The organism is Marinobacter sp. E2, from assembly GCF_055755345.1.
Genome location: NZ_CM146911.1, coordinates 1,417,597 through 1,434,349, shown reverse-complemented (window position 1 = coordinate 1,434,349; position 16,753 = coordinate 1,417,597). Strand labels below are relative to the sequence as shown.

General features: G+C 60.7%; 16 protein-coding genes. 12 read left to right on the top strand and 4 right to left on the bottom strand.

From position 1 onward, the window contains the following. Positions 1-20: 20 nt before the first annotated feature. Positions 21-809: a helix-turn-helix domain-containing protein gene (locus tag AC0J1C_RS06485; protein ID WP_473046106.1), complete on the top strand. Its 789-nt coding sequence runs from the start codon at positions 21-23 to the stop codon at positions 807-809. Between the two features lie 14 nt (positions 810-823). Here the strand turns inward: AC0J1C_RS06485 and mtnA are convergent, their stop codons facing one another. Beyond that, positions 824-1,882, bottom strand: a complete 1,059-nt coding sequence (mtnA, locus tag AC0J1C_RS06480; protein ID WP_473046105.1) for an S-methyl-5-thioribose-1-phosphate isomerase — start codon at positions 1,880-1,882, stop codon at positions 824-826. 110 nt (positions 1,883-1,992) lie between these two features. Between mtnA and AC0J1C_RS06475 the strand changes: the two genes are divergently transcribed. From AC0J1C_RS06475 to rdgC, 8 genes are all read left to right on the top strand, one after another. Next, a complete protein-coding gene (locus AC0J1C_RS06475) occupies positions 1,993-3,330 on the top strand; it encodes a TRZ/ATZ family hydrolase (RefSeq protein WP_473046103.1) in 1,338 nt (445 codons plus the stop codon). Positions 3,331-3,364: 34 nt separating this feature from the next. Then, a complete protein-coding gene (gene ubiG, locus AC0J1C_RS06470) occupies positions 3,365-4,081 on the top strand; it encodes a bifunctional 2-polyprenyl-6-hydroxyphenol methylase/3-demethylubiquinol 3-O-methyltransferase UbiG (protein ID WP_091992156.1) in 717 nt (238 codons plus the stop codon). Continuing rightward, on the top strand, positions 4,071-4,739 hold the full coding sequence (gene gph / locus AC0J1C_RS06465; RefSeq protein WP_473046102.1) for a phosphoglycolate phosphatase: 669 nt from the start codon (positions 4,071-4,073) through the stop codon (positions 4,737-4,739). Before ubiG ends, gph begins: the two co-directional genes overlap by 11 nt. Before the next feature lie 57 nt (positions 4,740-4,796). Next, positions 4,797-5,546, top strand: a complete 750-nt coding sequence (locus AC0J1C_RS06460; protein ID WP_375193099.1) for a YciK family oxidoreductase — start codon at positions 4,797-4,799, stop codon at positions 5,544-5,546. Then, positions 5,546-5,779 (top strand): glutaredoxin family protein, encoded by a 234-nt coding sequence (locus tag AC0J1C_RS06455; protein WP_473046100.1) that lies wholly within the window; start codon positions 5,546-5,548, stop codon positions 5,777-5,779. Before AC0J1C_RS06460 ends, AC0J1C_RS06455 begins: the two co-directional genes overlap by 1 nt. A gap of 12 nt (positions 5,780-5,791) precedes the next feature. Continuing rightward, positions 5,792-6,562 carry a peroxide stress protein YaaA gene (gene yaaA, locus AC0J1C_RS06450; RefSeq protein ID WP_473046099.1) on the top strand — a complete coding sequence of 257 codons (771 nt, stop codon included), beginning with the start codon at positions 5,792-5,794 and terminating at the stop codon, positions 6,560-6,562. Between the two features lie 24 nt (positions 6,563-6,586). Next, entirely contained in the window at positions 6,587-6,787 is a 201-nt protein-coding gene (locus AC0J1C_RS06445; protein ID WP_091992151.1) for a DUF2788 domain-containing protein, read from the top strand. Between the two features lie 111 nt (positions 6,788-6,898). Then, positions 6,899-7,825, top strand: a complete 927-nt coding sequence (rdgC, locus tag AC0J1C_RS06440; RefSeq protein ID WP_473046097.1) for a recombination-associated protein RdgC — start codon at positions 6,899-6,901, stop codon at positions 7,823-7,825. A 16-nt stretch (positions 7,826-7,841) separates the two neighbouring features. Here the strand turns inward: rdgC and AC0J1C_RS06435 are convergent, their stop codons facing one another. Continuing rightward, positions 7,842-10,586, bottom strand: coding sequence for a bifunctional acetate--CoA ligase family protein/GNAT family N-acetyltransferase (locus tag AC0J1C_RS06435; protein ID WP_473046096.1), 2,745 nt, complete (start codon positions 10,584-10,586; stop codon positions 7,842-7,844). A 165-nt stretch (positions 10,587-10,751) separates the two neighbouring features. Between AC0J1C_RS06435 and AC0J1C_RS06430 the strand changes: the two genes are divergently transcribed. Next, positions 10,752-11,678, top strand: coding sequence for a histone deacetylase family protein (locus tag AC0J1C_RS06430; protein WP_473046095.1), 927 nt, complete (start codon positions 10,752-10,754; stop codon positions 11,676-11,678). Positions 11,679-11,683: 5 nt separating this feature from the next. On the opposite strand, the gene AC0J1C_RS06425 is transcribed toward AC0J1C_RS06430, so the two are convergent. Continuing rightward, the gene (locus AC0J1C_RS06425; RefSeq protein WP_473046094.1) at positions 11,684-12,601 is read right to left on the bottom strand and encodes a flagellar protein MotY; all 918 of its coding nucleotides are present in this window, start codon (positions 12,599-12,601) and stop codon (positions 11,684-11,686) included. A gap of 187 nt (positions 12,602-12,788) precedes the next feature. Here AC0J1C_RS06425 and pyrC point away from each other — a divergent pair, with 187 nt between their 5' ends. After that, positions 12,789-13,820, top strand: coding sequence for a dihydroorotase (pyrC, locus tag AC0J1C_RS06420; RefSeq protein ID WP_473046092.1), 1,032 nt, complete (start codon positions 12,789-12,791; stop codon positions 13,818-13,820). A gap of 47 nt (positions 13,821-13,867) precedes the next feature. After that, positions 13,868-14,524 (top strand): ribonuclease T, encoded by a 657-nt coding sequence (gene rnt, locus AC0J1C_RS06415; RefSeq protein ID WP_473046090.1) that lies wholly within the window; start codon positions 13,868-13,870, stop codon positions 14,522-14,524. A 49-nt stretch (positions 14,525-14,573) separates the two neighbouring features. On the opposite strand, the gene AC0J1C_RS06410 is transcribed toward rnt, so the two are convergent. Continuing rightward, positions 14,574-16,559, bottom strand: a complete 1,986-nt coding sequence (locus AC0J1C_RS06410; RefSeq protein WP_473046089.1) for an SDR family oxidoreductase — start codon at positions 16,557-16,559, stop codon at positions 14,574-14,576. Positions 16,560-16,753 lie beyond the last annotated feature (194 nt).

Sequence of the window (16,753 nt, the reverse complement as noted above, 5' to 3'; positions counted from 1 at the left end):
GGCGCCACCAAGGATGAACGATGACCGACAGGGATAAGGAAACCCCGGCCAGTCCCCAAAAGGCGCGCATACTCCAGGACATGTTGCTGGATGCGCTGCACGCCATGCGTTCCATGGAACAGGTGGAAGGCCTGGAAAAACCGGACGCAGCCGAGCGTACGCCAGAAGGCCTGGTCGACCGGCTGGCAAGCCTTACCGGCTCGGCCCTGCGCTTCGGCGCCAGAGCCACGGATACCTCACTACGGGTGGGCCGGGCGCTGATCAATTCACAGGATCAGCTTCGGGCCATGCTCACCGCCGGGCAATCCCTACGGGATATTCGTGAAGTGGCGGGCCTGACGCTCTCCGAGATGAGCGAAGCCCTGAATCTCCGGGACAAGTCCGTGCTTGAAGCCATTGAAAACGGCACGACCACCCTCTCCTTCGAACTGATCCTTCGGCTCGCGGCGCTGATCGCCCGGAACGACCCCATCCCGTTCATCATGCGCACCACCCGGAACTACAATCCCGAGGTCTGGCAGATCCTGAACGACTGGGGCGTCGCCCGACTGCCATTGCAGTTCGAGCGGGAGCGGGAGTTTATCAATATCTTCCGTCGCCACGACGACGCCCGCGCCCTGTCCGACGAGGGTTTCCGCAGGGTACTCGAGTTCACCCGACAGAGCTTTGAGATGTCCCTGCATTTTGTCGAGGAGCAGGAGCGACAGGTGGCCGAGATAAAGGCCGCACAAACGCAGGGCCAGCCCTCAGAGAGCACCAGAGCCGGTCAGGCTCCGAAGGGCAGAAAACCGCCCCCTGGAGAATCCTGAGCCCCTGCATACCTCTAGCCAAACAGTGCCTTCATTCCTGTGATGTTGGGGCTGTGTACAACCCCCTTCTCGGTGACGATCGCATCTATCATGCTGGCTGGCGTTACGTCGAACACCGGGTTGAACACATTGACTCCCTCCGGGGCCAAGGGAATGCCGCGGATCTCGCGCACTTCCAGGCCATCCCGCTCTTCCAGCGGGACCTCCTCCCCGGACGCCAGGGACATGTCTACTGTGCTTGAAGGCGCCACAACCATAAAGCGGACCCGGTGATGGCGGGCCAGCACCGCAAGACTGTAGGTGCCGATCTTGTTTACCACATCGCCGTTGGCGGTAATGCGGTCGGCGCCAACGATAACCCAGCGCACGTCCTTGCGGGCCAGAATGGAGGCGGCCGCACCGTCGGCGTTCAGGGTCACCGGGATCTGGTCCCGGGCCAGTTCCCAGGCGGTCAGACGGCTACCCTGCAACCAGGGCCGGGTTTCATCAGCAAAGACTTCTTTCAGCAGTTTCTTCTCGTGCATTCGCCGAATCACACCGAGCGCCGTTCCATAGCCGCCCGTGGCCAGCGCTCCGGTGTTGCAATGGGTCAGTACCGAAACCGGCTTTTCCAGGTCCATCAGCTCCAGGGCATGGTCGGCCATGGCCACATTGGCTTCCACGTCTTCACGGTGAATGGCCTCCGCTTCGCTGGCGAGTCGCTTAACCGCCTCATCCAGCGAGTGACAGGCGTGAAACACACGCTCCATTCGCTGCAGGGCCCAGAACAGGTTGACCGCCGTCGGGCGTGAGGCCGCCAGTTCGCGGATCGCCTGCTTGATTTCCGCCTTCCAGTCGCCGCCTCCTGCATGCCGGGCGGCCAGGGCCACCCCATAGGCCGCACTGATGCCGATCGCGGGCGCGCCCCGAACCACCATATCGCGGATACTCTGAGCAACCCCGGAAGCCCCCTCGAGAGTCATCCAGTGTTCCTCCCCGGGCAGCAGTCTCTGGTCCAGCAACTCGAGACGGCTGCCATGCCAGCGAATTGCCACTGTGCCCATAGCGGTGGAAGAGGTGCCTTGTCTTGCCATGTGGTTTGCTCCGGTTTCAAGCGCTGAAAACCGCCAGTATAACGGTTATACTTCCGGGCTACATTTCCGACGTGCGCTGGTAAGTCACCGGGCGCTGAAAGGCAGGTTTAATGACGGCAGACACCATTACCGCAGCCGATATCCGTATCAATGCCCGTTGGCTGATCCCGATCGAGCCGGCCGACACGGTGCTTGAACATCAGGCAATCATTCTTCAGGGCGACCGGATTGCGGCGGTGCTCTCCCAGTCCGAGGCCGACCGGCTTTACCGGACCCGGGAAACCGTGAACCTGCCCGATCACGTCGTAATGCCCGGCCTGATCAACATGCATGGCCACGCAGCCATGACCCTGTTCCGCGGCATGGCAGACGATCTGCCCCTGATGACCTGGCTGAACGATCACATCTGGCCCGCGGAGGGCCGTTTCATCAGCGAGCATTTCATCGCCGACGGCACCCAGTTGGCGATGGCCGAGATGCTGCGTACCGGCACAACCACCTTTTCGGACATGTACTTCTTCCCGGAGATTGCCGCCCAGGTGGCACACGATGCCGGTATGCGTGCCCAGATCTGCTTTCCGCTACTGGACTTCCCAACGCCATGGGGCTCTGGCCCGGATGAATACCTGCGAAAAGGCCGCGAGTTTATAGAGACCTGGCAATCGAATCGATACATCACACCGGCGATTGGCCCGCACGCACCTTACACGGTGTCCGATGCCCCATTGAAGGAGGCAGTGGCCCTGTCGCGGGACACGGGCGCGCCCATCCAGATCCATCTTCATGAAACCGCGTTTGAAGTCGCCGAGGCCAGCGAGAAACTGGGTCAGCGACCGACAGCCCGCCTGGCGGAGCTCGGCCTGCTGGGCGCCAATACCCAGTGTGTACACATGACGCAAATTGATGACAGTGACCTGGCCCTGCTCCGCGAGACCGGTGCCCATGTGATCCACTGCCCCGAGTCCAACCTGAAACTGGCCAGCGGCCTGTGTCCGGTCCAGAGGCTTCTCGATAACGGCGTGAACGTGGCGATCGGCACGGACGGCGCGGCCAGCAACAACGACCTGGACCTGTTCGGCGAGCTGAGTACCGCCGCCATGGTCGCCAAAGTCGTGGCCGGCGATGCGTCCGCCCTGTCGGCCCACAAGGCTCTCGAGATGGCCACCATCAACGGGGCCAGGGCCCTGGGCCGAAGCCACGAACTGGGCACCCTCGCCGAAGGCAAACTGGCGGATATCATCGCCATCGATCTCAGCGACCCATTCTTGCAGCCAGTGTATGACCCCGCCTCGCATCTGGTGTACAGCAACCATGGCCGAGCGGTAAGCCATAGCTGGATCAACGGCGTACCACAGTTACAGGACGGCCGCCCAACCCGGATTGACGTGGCCGATCTTGCGCTCCGGGTCCGGGACTGGGCTGACCAGATTCGCCGTCAGGCCGATTGACCGATTTCCGATTGATTCACCAGGCAGAAGCAACATGACAAACCAGAATGTAGACCGGAACGAAATCGCCAAGTTCGAGGCGCTCGCCAGCCGTTGGTGGGACCCGACGAGTGAGTTCAAGCCGCTGCACGACATCAATCCGCTGCGTCTGAATTACATCGACGAACGGGTATCTCTGGCTGGCAAGCGAGCGCTGGACGTGGGATGCGGGGGCGGCCTGCTGTCCGAAGGCATGGCCCGGCGAGGTGCCCACGTAACCGGTATCGACATGGGTGAAGCGCCCCTGTCCGTTGCCAGATTGCATGGCATGGAAAGCGGCGTGAACGTCGACTACCGCCAGACCACGGTGGAAGAGCTGGCCAATGATCCGGAGCACAAGGGCCAGTACGATGTGGTCACCTGCCTGGAAATGCTCGAGCACGTGCCCGATCCTGCTTCTGTCATTCGGGCCTGCGCGGCCATGCTCAAGCCCGGCGGACACATGTTCGTGTCCACCATCAACCGCAACCCGAAGTCATTCCTGTTTGCCATTGTCGGCGCCGAGTACGTACTGAGGCTGCTTCCCAAAGGCACCCATGAGTGGAAGAAATTTATCCGGCCGTCCGAGATGTCCGACCATCTGCGCCACGCGGGTCTGGAGGTCCGGGAACTGACGGGCATGACCTACAACCCGATCACCAAGGTGTACAAGCTCGGTCGGGACGTGGACGTTAACTATCTTATGCACGCCAGGGACGCTCGTGACGCCTGAATCGCCACCCATTTCCGCCGTTCTGTTCGATCTGGACGGCACGCTGATCGACACAGCGCCCGATTTCATCCGGTGCCTGAACCAGTTGCGCCTGAAACACGGTTTGGCACCGTTGCCAGCGGAGCAGATCCGACGCTCCGTTTCCAACGGTGCCCGCGCCATGATCCGGGTCGGCTTCGGGCTGGAACCCGAGCACCCGGATTATCTGGAAAAGCACACGGCGTTCCTGGACCTGTATGAAGCCGGCGTTGCCGAGGAAACCCGACTGTTCGAGGGCATGGAGGAACTCCTGCAGGCGCTGGAGCACCGGGGAATCCCCTGGGGGATTGTAACCAACAAACCCGCCCGCTTTGCCGTCCCGCTCATTGAGGCGCTTGGGCTATCCTCCCGCTGCGCCACGCTGGTCTGCCCCGACCATGTTACTCACCGCAAGCCCCATCCCGAATCTCTGATCCTGGCCTGCCGCCAGATCGGTACCGAGCCCGGTACCGGCCTGTACGTGGGTGACCACGAGCGCGACATAGAGGCCGGCCGAAACGCCGGCATGCGAACCGTGGCCGTACGCTATGGCTACATTGAGCAACCCGAGCGCGTTGACCTCTGGCAAGCGGACCTGATTGCCGATACCGTCAAAGACCTGGCAAAGCTGTTACAATAGGCGTTTATTTTCAGGACGCGGTTTCCAACCGCACACAGCTCGACACGGAGACAGGTTATGCAGGATTACCAGGCACCCGCCGATCTTCTGAAAGACCGCATCATCATGGTGACGGGCGCGGGTAGTGGTATTGGCCGGGCGGCCGCGAAGGCCTACGCCGCCCACGGCGCGACCGTCATTCTGGTAGGGCGCACCGTCAGCAAGCTCGAAACGGTTTACGACGAGATTGAGGCAGCCGGCCATCCCAAACCCGCGATCGTTCCCATGAACTTTGAAGGGGCTGCGGTCAAGGATTACGAAGAACTGGCCATGACCCTGGAAGACAACTTCGGGCAACTGGATGGCCTGCTGCATAACGCGGCCATTCTGGGTGATCGCAGCCCCGTTGAGCTTTACGACCCGGAGACCTGGAACAAGGTCATGCACGTGAATGCAACGGCGCCGTTTCTGCTGAGTCGGGCCATGATCCCCCTGCTTCGCAAATCCGATAACGCCTCGGTGATCTTCACGTCTTCCGGCGTAGGCCGGAAAGCCAAAGCCTATTGGGGCGCCTATGCGGTGTCCAAGTTTGCCGTGGAAGGCCTGAGCCAGCTGCTCTCGGAGGAACTGGACGACGACCGCCACAACATTCGGGTAAACAGTCTGAACCCGGGCGCGACGCGTACCAACATGAGAGCCCATGCGTACCCGGCAGAGAACCCGCAGCAGAATCCGGCACCGGAAGATCTGATGCCTGTTTATCTGTATCTCATGGGCAAGGACAGCGAGGGTGTGAACGGCCAGAAGCTGGATGCCCAGCCAAAGTAATGGAACTGCTCTTCTACACCACGAGCCAGTGCCATCTGTGCGAACTGGCCGAAGCCCTGCTTGTTAACACGCCCATGCCGGAACCGATTCCGGTCGATGTGGTGGACATTGCCCAGTCCGAAGAGCTGGTGGCACGCTACGGCACCCGAATACCGGTGCTCAGACGCAACGACACTGGTGCGGAGCTGGACTGGCCGTTTACCAGGGATGAATTACTCACATTCCTGCAATGAGGATTGCCTGACATGTTGATGGTTATTTCCCCTGCAAAAACGCTCGATTACGAAAGCCCGCTGGCAACGGAGCGCTACACCCAGCCGGATTTTCTCGACGATGCCTGCGAACTGGTGGATCAGCTCAAGGAGCTGGAGCCACACCAGATCAGCAACCTGATGAGTATCAGTGACAAGCTCGGCCAACTGAACGCCGAGCGTTTTCAGAACTGGCATACGCCGTTTACCCCGGAGAATGCCCGGCAGGCTGTGCTGGCATTCAAGGGCGATGTCTACACCGGACTGGATGCTGAGAGCTTCAGCGAGCAGGATTTCGAGTTCGCCCAGAATCACCTGCGCATGTTGTCGGGCCTGTACGGCGTGCTCAAGCCACTGGACCTGATGCAACCCTACCGGCTTGAAATGGGAACCCGCTTCGAGAATCACCGGGGCAAAGACCTGTATGAGTTCTGGGGTGGCAAGATAACGTCGGAAATCAATCGTTTGCTGGCAGCGGACGACGGCGTGCTGGTGAACCTGGCCTCCAACGAATACTTCAAGTCGGTCAAAAAGAAAGAGCTGGATGGCCGCCTGGTAACCCCACAATTCAAGGACTGGAAGAACGGGCAGTACAAGATGATCAGCTTCTACGCCAAGAAGGCGCGGGGTCTTATGTGCCGCTATGCCATCCAGAACCGCATCACCCAGGCCGACGACCTGAAAGGCTTCAACCTTGAAGGCTATTACTTCAGCGAAGACCAATCCGATAAGAACAACTGGGTTTTCCTGCGTGACGAACAGTAATCCACGTTGATATCGGAGCAAGCAATGAACGAAGCCGTCTTTTCGCAACTCGCGCTGCTGGTCTTCCTGACCGGACTGATCGTCTGGATGGGGTTCATCGTCTGGGACCTCGCCAAAAAATCCCAGGCCGGCCGGTTTGGCACCATCGCCCTGTTTACCGTACTCGGGGCCGGCGTGGTGGGCTTTATCGTGAAGACCGTCCTTGTCGAGATCATGCAGATCTAGCGCCAGAACCGTCACTTTACGGCCACCGCCCGGTGGCCGTATCATCCCTCTCCCGTTTTCGAACCGTCACCGGTTCAGATCGATGCAAACCAATAGCAAGGACCGAGCCTGATGTGGTTTCGTAATGCCCGCGTATTCCGTTTTACCAAACCTTTTACTATTACCGCTGAAGAACTCGAGGAAAAGCTGGCGGCCGATGCCTTCAAACCCTGTGGTCCGCAGGAAACCAGCCGCCAGGGCTGGGTCCCTCCCCTGGGCAAGCACGGCGAGCAACTGGTTCACAGCGCAGGCGGCTACCACCTGATTGCGCTGCGCAAAGAGGAAAAGATCCTCCCGGGCCCGGTGGTCAAGGAAGCCGTTGAGGAGCGGGCCGAGGCCATCGAATTCGAGCAGAGCCGAAAAGTCCGCCGTAAGGAAAAGGACGAAATCAAGGAACAGGTGATGCTGGAAATGCTGCCCCAGGCCTTTTCCCGAAACCGTCGCTGCTACGCGTACCTGGCACCGCAGGACGGCGTTCTGGTGGTGGATGCCGGCTCGGCGAAACAGGCCGACGACCTTGCCTCCACTCTGCGCAAGAGCCTGGGTTCGCTGCCGGTTCGGCCGCCAGCCGTGGAACAGGCGCCGGCGTTCACCTTCACAGGATGGCTTAACGAAACCATTGATCTGCCCGGCAGCATCGTTCTGGGCAGCGAGTGCGAACTGAAAGATCCGTCGGAAGATGGCGGCGTGGTGCGCTGCAAAGGCCTGGATCTGAGGGCCGACGAGATTCGCAATCACCTCGACGCCGGAATGCAGGTCACCAAACTCGCCCTGACCTGGGACGATAACGTCTCGTTTGTGCTGGATGAAGAGCTCGGCATTCGTCGCCTGAAGTTCGGCGAAACGCTGCAGGAGCAGCTCGACGCTGTCGACGTGGACGACGCCGTCGCCAAGTTCGACGCCGCCTTCACCCTGATGACCCTGGAACTGTCCCGCCTCATTCCCGGACTGCTGGAGGCCCTGGGCGGCGAGGATCGCTCGGCCATCGTTGAAGAGTGAATCCCGGTGAGCGCCCTCAGTGGGCGCTCTTGCCCAGCCGCTCCCGCTGCCAGTCCTTTTCCGGTTCGTTAAGCACCAGACGCAAATCCATGACTTCCTCCTGGGTGTTGAACTTGATCTCGAAACCCAGGTGTTCGGCCAGTTGCAGCATCGGGCGGTTGTCCGGCAGCACGTTGCCGACCATTTCCATGGTGCCGCGAGCGCGGCAGTAGTCGATCATCTTCTGCATCAGGGCAACACCCAGCCCCTCGCCCTTCATTTTGTCGTGCACCATTACGGCGAACTCGCACTGCAGGTTATCGGCGTCTGTCCAGGTGCGCACGGTGCCCAGGGTTTCTTCGCCCTCCCCATCCTCCCGGGGCGCGTTGGCGATGAACACCATCTCCCGGTCGTAGTCGATCTGCACCATCTGGGCAACGTCTTCCCGGGAGAAGTGCTTGCGATACTGGAAGAACCGGTAACGGATGGACTCCGGCGACTGCAGTTCGTGAAAGGCCCGGTGGGCGGGCTCGTCCTCGGCCAGCACGGGGCGGATGATCACCCTCCGGCCGGATTTCGGCAGCACGATCCACTCCTCAAGCTCTCTCGGATAGGGCTGGATAATGGGCTTGCCGGGCTTGTCCGACAGATCAATGGCAATGTTCACCGCCACAGCGCCCTGCTCGTTGAACAGCAGCGGTGAAATTTCCAGGCCCTGGATTTCAGGAATGTCGATGACGATCTGTGAGAGCGTCACCAGGGTCTCGGAGACCGCCCGGATATCCTCTTCCGGCTTCAGACTGTGCTCTTTGAGCAGCTTGTACATGTAGGTACGGCGCAAAAGCTCGCGGGCAAGCACCATGTTCAGCGGCGGCAGCGCAATCTGCCGGTCGGTCATCACATTAATCTGCGCGCCGGCAGCGCCACAGACCACCAGCGGGCCGAACAGGGGATCGCGGGTAATGCCCACACTGAACTCGATACCGCCCACGTGCTGGTAGGAACGTTGCACCGCAAAGCCAAGAAAACCGCTGTCTGGAAAATGCTTGCGGTATTCCTCCATCAGGTAGCGGCAGGAATCCATGATGGCAGCCTCGCTGTTGAGCTTCTGGACCGTTCCCTTGTAGCGGCGCTGGGTCGGGCTCAGATCCAGGAACGGATGGCAGGCCTGCTCGTGAATGATGGTGATGTCGATGGGGCGGCGCTCCACCGAAAATACCTCCAGCACCTCCTCCATGTCGTCGCAGTACATGGTTTCGATGGTGCTGATGCCATAATCGCGCACCAGGTCTCGGGCTTCGCGGTTGGACAGGTGGTAGCGGCCCGAACGCCTGGCGGATGCCACCAGACGGCGCGTTTGCGTGCGATCGGCAAAGTGATCGGTAAAGGATTCCGGTGTCTCGGTGAGCAGCCGCTGGACCCGCTGATGCCGAACGTGCTGCATGAACGCCATCACCGCCTTTTCCGGATTGAAGAACGAAGGCAGGCCAGCCCGGTAGAACTCCTCCCGGGAATCCATCACCGTACTCTGGCCCAGCCAGCAGGTGAACACGTTCAACCGGGTGCCCTTGGAGGCCTGAACCACCGCGTCCGCGATTCTCAGGCTGTCCTCGGTGAGGCTGGGCGCATACATCACGAGCACATTGGCCACTTCCGGATCCTTTGCCAGGATCTTGATGGCCTTGCCGTAGAGCTCCGGCGAGGCGTCGTAGTTGAGGTCAATCGGGTTCTTCCGGGTCCAGTACGGGGGCAACAGCTCGGCGAGCGCTTCTATACTGGACTCTGACAAAGGAGCCAGTTCGCCACCAAGATCCGCCAGCCGGTCGACCGCCAGCACACCGGGCCCCACACCGTTGGCCATGATCGCCAGGGATTCCCGACGCAACGGGCGCATCCGCGTCAGCGTCTCCAGGGCATCGAACATCTGCCCCAGGCCGTCCACCCGGAGCACACCAGCCCGCTGAAGCATGGCGTCGTAGATCGGGTCACTTCGCTTCAGCCCGGCCGGCAGCTCGTGGGGGAACCACTCGGATTCCGGTACCCGGCCGGATTTCACGGCAATAACCGGCTTGGTGCGGGAGGCTACACGAACCGCCGACATGAACCGCCGGGCGTTCGGTATGTTCTCGATGTGCAGCAGAATGGCGCGGGTCTGGGTGTCCTGGGCCAGATAATCGATCAGGTCGTCGTGATCAATGTCCATGCCATCGCCAAGGGTCAGGAAATAGGAGAATCCGACCCCCCGGGCGAAGGCCCAGTCCAGAACCGAACTGGCGATGGTACCGGACTGCCCCACAAACGCCACCCGGCCGGGGATGGCCCCCATGTGGGCGTAGGTTGCGTTGAGGCTGCGGGCGGGCACCATCAGGCCGATGGTGTTGGGCCCCAGCACGCGAATGCCGGTTTCCCGCGCCGCTTCCCGCACCGCGTACATCAGCGGCTGACCGGTCTTGCTGTGGGTACGGGACATACCGCCGGTCATCACGATGGCGGTGCGCACCCCGGCCTCGCCCAGCTTCTTGATGGTTTTGGCCACGGTGTCGGGTGGTGTGCAGATGATGGCCAGGTCCGGGCAAAAATCCATCTTTGAGACCCGGCGGACGCAGGGCACACCATGCACGTTGTCGTAGTCGTTCTGGTTTACAACCAGCAAGCGCCCGGGGTAGCCGCCACCCATCAGGTTCCGCAGCACCATGCCGCCAAGGTTGTCGGCCCGCTCAGACGCGCCTATCACCGCAATGGATGCAGGGTTGAACAGGCTTTCCAGGTAACGGGTACTCAAGCATTCTCTCCTTGGCGATCGCTTTTTATGTGTCTTCTATCTTAGGCACAGAGCTGGCGATGTAAAACGTCTATCGCCCCCATAAGACCAAAGAAACACGGCACCATTCGGGTATCCCTGATAGAGTAAAAGGAAATATAAGTACAGGCAGGACAGTCCGAACGTATGACCACGGCATTCTTTTCCCACGATGATTTCATGAAGCACAACATGGGGCCGGAACATCCGGAAAGTCCGGAAAGGCTGGCCGCAATCATCAGTTACCTGGCCGACACCGGACTGGACCAGAAGCTCGACTGGGTGCGCCCCGAAGAGGCAACCCGCGACCAACTGCTGATGGTGCATCCCGAGAAATATCTGCACCAGCTGGATCTGATGCAGCCGACACGGGGCCGGGTGTTCACCGACCCGGACACCGCGATGATGCCGGACACCTTGCGGGCCGCCCGGCTGGCCGCAGGAGCCAACGTGCAGGCGGTTGATATGGTCATGAGCAGCCAGGTAACCAACGCCTTTGTCTGCGCGCGTCCGCCGGGGCACCATGCCGAGCGGTCGAAATCCATGGGCTTCTGCTTCTACAACAACGTGGCCATCGCGGCCATGCGGGCGCTGACGTTTCACCACCTGGAGCGGGTCGCCATCATTGACTTTGACGTGCACCAGGGCAACGGCACCGTCGACATTGTGGGCGGCGACGAACGCATTCTGATGTGTTCAAGCTTCCAGCATCCGTTCTACCCACACTCCCACGTGCACAGACAGGCGGGCAACATCGTGAACATCCCAATTGCCGCGGATTGTTCGTCGGAGGAATACCGTCAACGTGTTCAGGATGGCTGGATGGAGAGGCTCAATGACTTCAAACCACAGCTGATTCTGATTTCCGCGGGCTTCGATGCACACAGGCTGGACCCCATGGCAGAACTGAATATGGAAACCGACGACTATCGCTGGTTGACGGAACTGATCGTGGGCGTGGCGCACGAGCACAGCAACGACCGGATTATCTCAACCCTGGAGGGCGGATATCACCTGCGCGCCCTGGCCGAGAGTGTCAACGCCCACCTGGAAGTGCTCGACTCGGTGTACTGACGCCCTCACCCGGTCGGTTCGCCGCCATAGCCTGTCGCCTGCTGCAGTTCCGGGCGATCCCCGGCCCTCTGCAAGCGGATGTTGGTGCGCCGGTTATCCGCCGGACGATTGGATGCCGGGTACTGGTCACCGTGGGCCCGGACGGTAATCATGTTCTCATCGATGCCGCTGGCCTTGAGGTAGTCGGCCACCACATTGGCCCGCTCCTCCGAGAGTGCCCGGTTGTCGATCCGGCTTCCGATACTGTCGCTGTGGCCATCCACGAAGATGCGCTCCACCGTTGAGTCCGCCATCACGTAGGACACAATGTTATCCAGAAGTTTGCGGTCGGCGTCTGACAGGCTTGTGCTGCCGCTGGCAAACGGAATCCTGGAACGCTGGATCTGATCAAAGTTCACCGGCAGCAGGTTCGAAGTGCAGCGCTGATAGCGCTCGAACTCGCCTGCAAAGTTGATGTTGGACACCTGCACCCGCACCGGTCGGTCGTCAAACCAGGCCTCGCGGGTAATCGTGGGTCGCATGCCATCCAGCAGGCTGTGCGCCAGAACGTGGGCCTGACGGGTTCCCAGCGAGACCTGTCTGTTGCCCTCCGCGACATTGACGCTGGCCACGGGTCTGGGAGCGATTCCCGGTCTCCATACCGGCGCCTCAACCACCAGATCACCCCGTCCCGGCCGCATCAGGGGCGTGCTCGCCTCCAGAAAAAACGACAGATCCTCGCCGGCACGGTGGTTGAACACCGCACGTCCGTAGCCGGGCACTTCGTGCACAAGGCGGCACTCGAACACAGACTCAGACAGATACCACTGGCTGTTCTCGATGCCGGCGCCATAGCTGGTAGCCTGCACCGCCACCGGGGCCAGCGCACCGGCCGCCACGCTGGCCGCCAGCATCAATGATCGCTTCAGGTTAGGGGATCTCATCGGCATTGCCATGGCTGCTTGAATCCAAATCGGTATACCCGTGTTAACGGCCGGTTCGCCGGTGGCTTTAGGGCTTAACCAGAAAACATTCGTCGGCCCGATCTGGTATAATCCGCCAAATTTTTCGGCCTCCGGACCTGCCGATGCTCCGGAGTACCTCTTGCCCAAGGCACCGCGGAAAACCATCATGACTGAACAGCTCACCATCACGCGCCCGGACGACTGGCACCTGCACGTCCGGGACGGCGACATCCTGAACGACGTGGTTCCAGCAACCGCCGCCTGTTTCCGTCGAGCCATCATCATGCCCAACCTGGTGCCACCGGTGACCACGGCCGCCGACGCCGGCGCCTACCGGGACCGGATTCTGGCTGCCGCCAAAGGCTCCGGCTTCGAGCCGCTGATGACCTTGTATCTCACTGAAAGCACCACCCCCGAGATCATTCGGGAGGCCAAGGCCGCCGGTGTTGTAGCCGCCAAGCTTTATCCGGCCGGCGCCACCACCAACTCCGCCTCGGGCGTCAAGGACATCCGGAACATCTATCCCGTGCTGGACGCCATGGCCGACTGCGGCATGCTGCTGCTGGTGCACGGTGAAGTTACCGACGGCGACATCGACATCTTCGATCGCGAGAAAGTGTTCCTGGATCGGGTCCTGGCTCCGGTTCTGGAGGCCTTCCCTAACCTCCGGGTGGTCCTGGAGCACATCACCACGGCGGATTCCGCGGAGTTTGTCCAACAGCACAGCGGCGGCAACCTCGGCGCCACCCTCACTCCCCAGCACCTGATGTACAACCGCAACCATATGCTGGTGGGTGGCATTCGGCCACACCTGTATTGCTTGCCGATCCTCAAACGCAATCGCCACCAGCAGGCCCTGCGCGATGCCGTGGCCAGCGGCGATTCGCGGTTCTTCCTGGGCACCGATTCCGCGCCACACTCGAAAAGCCGCAAGGAAACCGCCTGCGGTTGCGCCGGCTGTTACTCGGCCTACGGCGCCATCGGCCTGTATGCCGACATTTTCGAGGAACTGGGCATTCTCGACAAACTGGAAGCCTTTGCCAGCTTTAACGGCGCCGATTTCTACGGCCTGCCGCGTAATACCGATACCATTACCCTGGTGCGCGAGCCCTGGACCATGCCGGCGGAGCTACCGTTGGCCGACGGCACCATCGTGCCCCTGAAGGCGGGTGAAACCGTTAACTGGCGGCAGGCGTAAACCTGACTGATCGAATTCCTTCTCACACGGCCAAGACCGGAGCTTGAGTGACTGACGAGAACAAACCACCCCACCCCATGTCCCGCCGGTTCCGCGGGTTTCTGCCCGTGGTTGTCGATGTTGAGACCGCCGGCTTCAACCCGGAGCGGGATGCCCTGCTGGAAGTGGCGGCCGTTATCCTGACCATGGACGAGGATGGCTGGCTGACCCGCGCCGAGACCCACGTCCAGCAAATCGACCCGTTCGAAGGGGCCAATCTCGAGCAGTCGGCCCTGGACTTCACCGGCATTGATCCGTGGAATCCCGAGCGGGAGGCAGTGCCGGAACGGGAGGGCCTGAGTGAAATTTTCAGCCCCATTCGCAAAGCGGTGAAGGCCCACGACTGCAAACGGGCCGTGCTGGTCGGCCACAATGCCACCTTCGACCACAACTTCATCTTTGCCGCGGCCCTGCGTTCAGACATCCGCCGAAATCCGTTCCACCCCTTTTCCACCTTCGACACCGCCACCCTGGCAGGCCTCGCCTACGGGCACACCGTGCTGGCCCAGGCCTGCAAGCTGGCCGGCATCCCGTTCAGCAACAAGGAAGCGCACTCTGCGGCCTACGATGCCGAGAAAACTGCCGATCTGTTCTGTGGGATCGTAAACCGCTGGCGTGAACTGGGCGGCTTCCCGCCCCCGCCGGTGCCGGCAGACCCCGAATAACGGCCACAAAAAAACCCGCCGAAGCGGGTTTTTTTGTGGCTGCCGAAACTTACCAGTAGATACCGCGCATAATCGCCGCGAAGGCCACCTGTTCGGTGGATACCTTCGGCTTTTCGCCGGACTTGCTGCCGGCCGCGGCCGGAGAATCCGGGAACATCCGGTAACCGGTGTTCATGACGATCTCGCCCATTTTCGGAGCCAGGGCGTGCAGCACCTGGGCAAAGATGCCCAGCCGCGTGGCAATCCGCTTGGGACGGTAGACGATGGCATCGGCCACCATGCCCGCCGCCTCGTCCGGTGTCAGGGTCGGCACCGAATCGTAGATCTTGGTGGGCGCGATCATCGGCGTACGCACCAGCGGCATGTTGATGGTGGTGAAGGTCACGTTGCGATCCGACCACTCGGCCGCGGCACAGCGACTGAATGCGTCCAGCGCCGACTTGGAGGCCACATAGGCCGAGAAGCGGGGCGCATTGGTCAGCACGCCGATGGACGAGATGTTCACAACGTGGCCACGACGACGCTCCAGCATCTTGGGCGCAAAGCCCATGATCAGGCGTACAGAGCCAAAGTAGTTCAGCTGCATGGTGCGCTCGAAATCGTGGAATCGGTCGAAGGACAGATCCAGGGAACGGCGAATGGAACGGCCGGCGTTGTTCACCAGCACATCCACATGGCCGTGATTGTCCAGCACCGTCTTCACGAACTCGTCGCAGGCGTCCATGTCCGAAAAGTCGCAGGGATAGGCATGCACACTCGCGCCACGGGATTCCAGCTCAGCGGTGACTTCCTTCAGACGCTCAAGCTTACGGGCACCAATCACCAGGATCGCACCAGCGTCAGCAAGCTTCTGGGCGGTCGCCAGGCCGATGCCCGAAGTCGCACCGGTAACCACACACACGCGGCCTTCCACGGTGCCCTTGAGGGTCCGGTCCTTGAACAGGTCGGGATCCAGATTCCGCTCCCAGTAATCCCAAATTACCGGTGCATAATCCGGCAGGCGAGGCACTTCAATGCCGGTGTCCTTCAGCACCCGCTCGGTTTCACGGGCGTCGAAACGGGTCGGATAGTTGATGAACGACATCACGGAGGGCGGAATGCCCATGTCATCCAGTACTGCGGCGGTCAACCGTTTTACCGGCGGCAGGTTCTTCAGGCTCTGGCGGATAAACGGCGGAATGAAGCCGAACATGCGGGAATCGATGCGCATGCCCATCTTGGGGGCATGGCCGGCCTCGCTGAAGATATTGAGGATCTCGCCAACCTTGTAGGGATCGGAATCCACCAGGTGGAAGCACTTGCCGTCCTCACCTTCCAGATGGGCAATGTGGTCCATGGCGTTAACCACGAAGTCCACCGGCACAATGTTCAGCCTGCCACCCTCAATACCAACGGTAGGCACCCACTGCGGCAGGGCGTGGCGAATTTTCTGGATCATCTTGAAGAAGTAATAGGGGCCGTCCACCTTGTCCATTTCACCGGTGGCGGAGTGGCCGATAACCATACCCGGACGGTAGATGCGGAACGGCACCTTACACTCCTGGCGCACGACCTTCTCGGATTCGTGCTTGGTGCGCAGGTACGGATGGTCCAGCTTCTCAGCTTCCTCAAACATGTCCTCGCGGAAAGTGCCCTTGAACAGACCCGCTGCCGCAATGGACGACACGTGATGGAAGTGTTTGGCGTCCATGGCCTCGGCGGCGTTCACTGCGGCACGGGTACCCTCGATGTTAGTCGCCTGCTGAGCCTCCTCGTCGGCGCCCATGTCGTAAACAGCCGCCAGGTGGAAAAAGTGGTCGATGTTTCCCTTGAGCGACTTGAGAGTCTTGGCGTCGATACCCAGGTTTTTGCTGGTAAGATCGCCAATCACGGCTTTTACCTGAGTGTCATCTGCGCCCCAGCGCTCCCGCAGCTTGTCCAGCTTTTCTTGCGACTGTTCACGCACCAGCACGTAAACCGTGCCGCCCCGCGCGAGCAGTTTTTCTACCAGAAACCGGCCAATAAATCCGGTGCCACCCGTCAGGAAATAATTCATCGATCTTCCACCCTGCCTGTTGCTCAGTTGTTGTCTATCCATGCCGGATCGTTCGTTTCGCTACGACTAAAGTCGTATATCGATCCGGAAACGCCGGCATTGTACTTAATTGCAACCCTCATGTACCGAACTTTTTTAGAGTTTTTACTCTGTAAGCCTTTGTTTTTATTAGAGCTGTTACTCTAAATCCCGTA

Excerpts from the sequence above, each read along its gene's own strand:
- AC0J1C_RS06485 (WP_473046106.1), top strand. The coding sequence starts at position 21 with ATGACCGACAGGGATAAGGAAACCCCGGCCAGTCCCCAAAAGGCGCGC.
- mtnA (WP_473046105.1), bottom strand. The coding sequence starts at position 1,882 with ATGGCAAGACAAGGCACCTCTTCCACCGCTATGGGCACAGTGGCAATT.
- AC0J1C_RS06475 (WP_473046103.1), top strand. The coding sequence starts at position 1,993 with ATGACGGCAGACACCATTACCGCAGCCGATATCCGTATCAATGCCCGT.
- ubiG (WP_091992156.1), top strand. The coding sequence starts at position 3,365 with ATGACAAACCAGAATGTAGACCGGAACGAAATCGCCAAGTTCGAGGCG.
- AC0J1C_RS06460 (WP_375193099.1), top strand. The coding sequence starts at position 4,797 with ATGCAGGATTACCAGGCACCCGCCGATCTTCTGAAAGACCGCATCATC.
- AC0J1C_RS06455 (WP_473046100.1), top strand. The coding sequence starts at position 5,546 with ATGGAACTGCTCTTCTACACCACGAGCCAGTGCCATCTGTGCGAACTG.
- yaaA (WP_473046099.1), top strand. The coding sequence starts at position 5,792 with ATGTTGATGGTTATTTCCCCTGCAAAAACGCTCGATTACGAAAGCCCG.
- AC0J1C_RS06445 (WP_091992151.1), top strand. The coding sequence starts at position 6,587 with ATGAACGAAGCCGTCTTTTCGCAACTCGCGCTGCTGGTCTTCCTGACC.
- rdgC (WP_473046097.1), top strand. The coding sequence starts at position 6,899 with ATGTGGTTTCGTAATGCCCGCGTATTCCGTTTTACCAAACCTTTTACT.
- AC0J1C_RS06430 (WP_473046095.1), top strand. The coding sequence starts at position 10,752 with ATGACCACGGCATTCTTTTCCCACGATGATTTCATGAAGCACAACATG.
- AC0J1C_RS06425 (WP_473046094.1), bottom strand. The coding sequence starts at position 12,601 with ATGAGATCCCCTAACCTGAAGCGATCATTGATGCTGGCGGCCAGCGTG.
- pyrC (WP_473046092.1), top strand. The coding sequence starts at position 12,789 with ATGACTGAACAGCTCACCATCACGCGCCCGGACGACTGGCACCTGCAC.
- AC0J1C_RS06410 (WP_473046089.1), bottom strand. The coding sequence starts at position 16,559 with ATGAATTATTTCCTGACGGGTGGCACCGGATTTATTGGCCGGTTTCTG.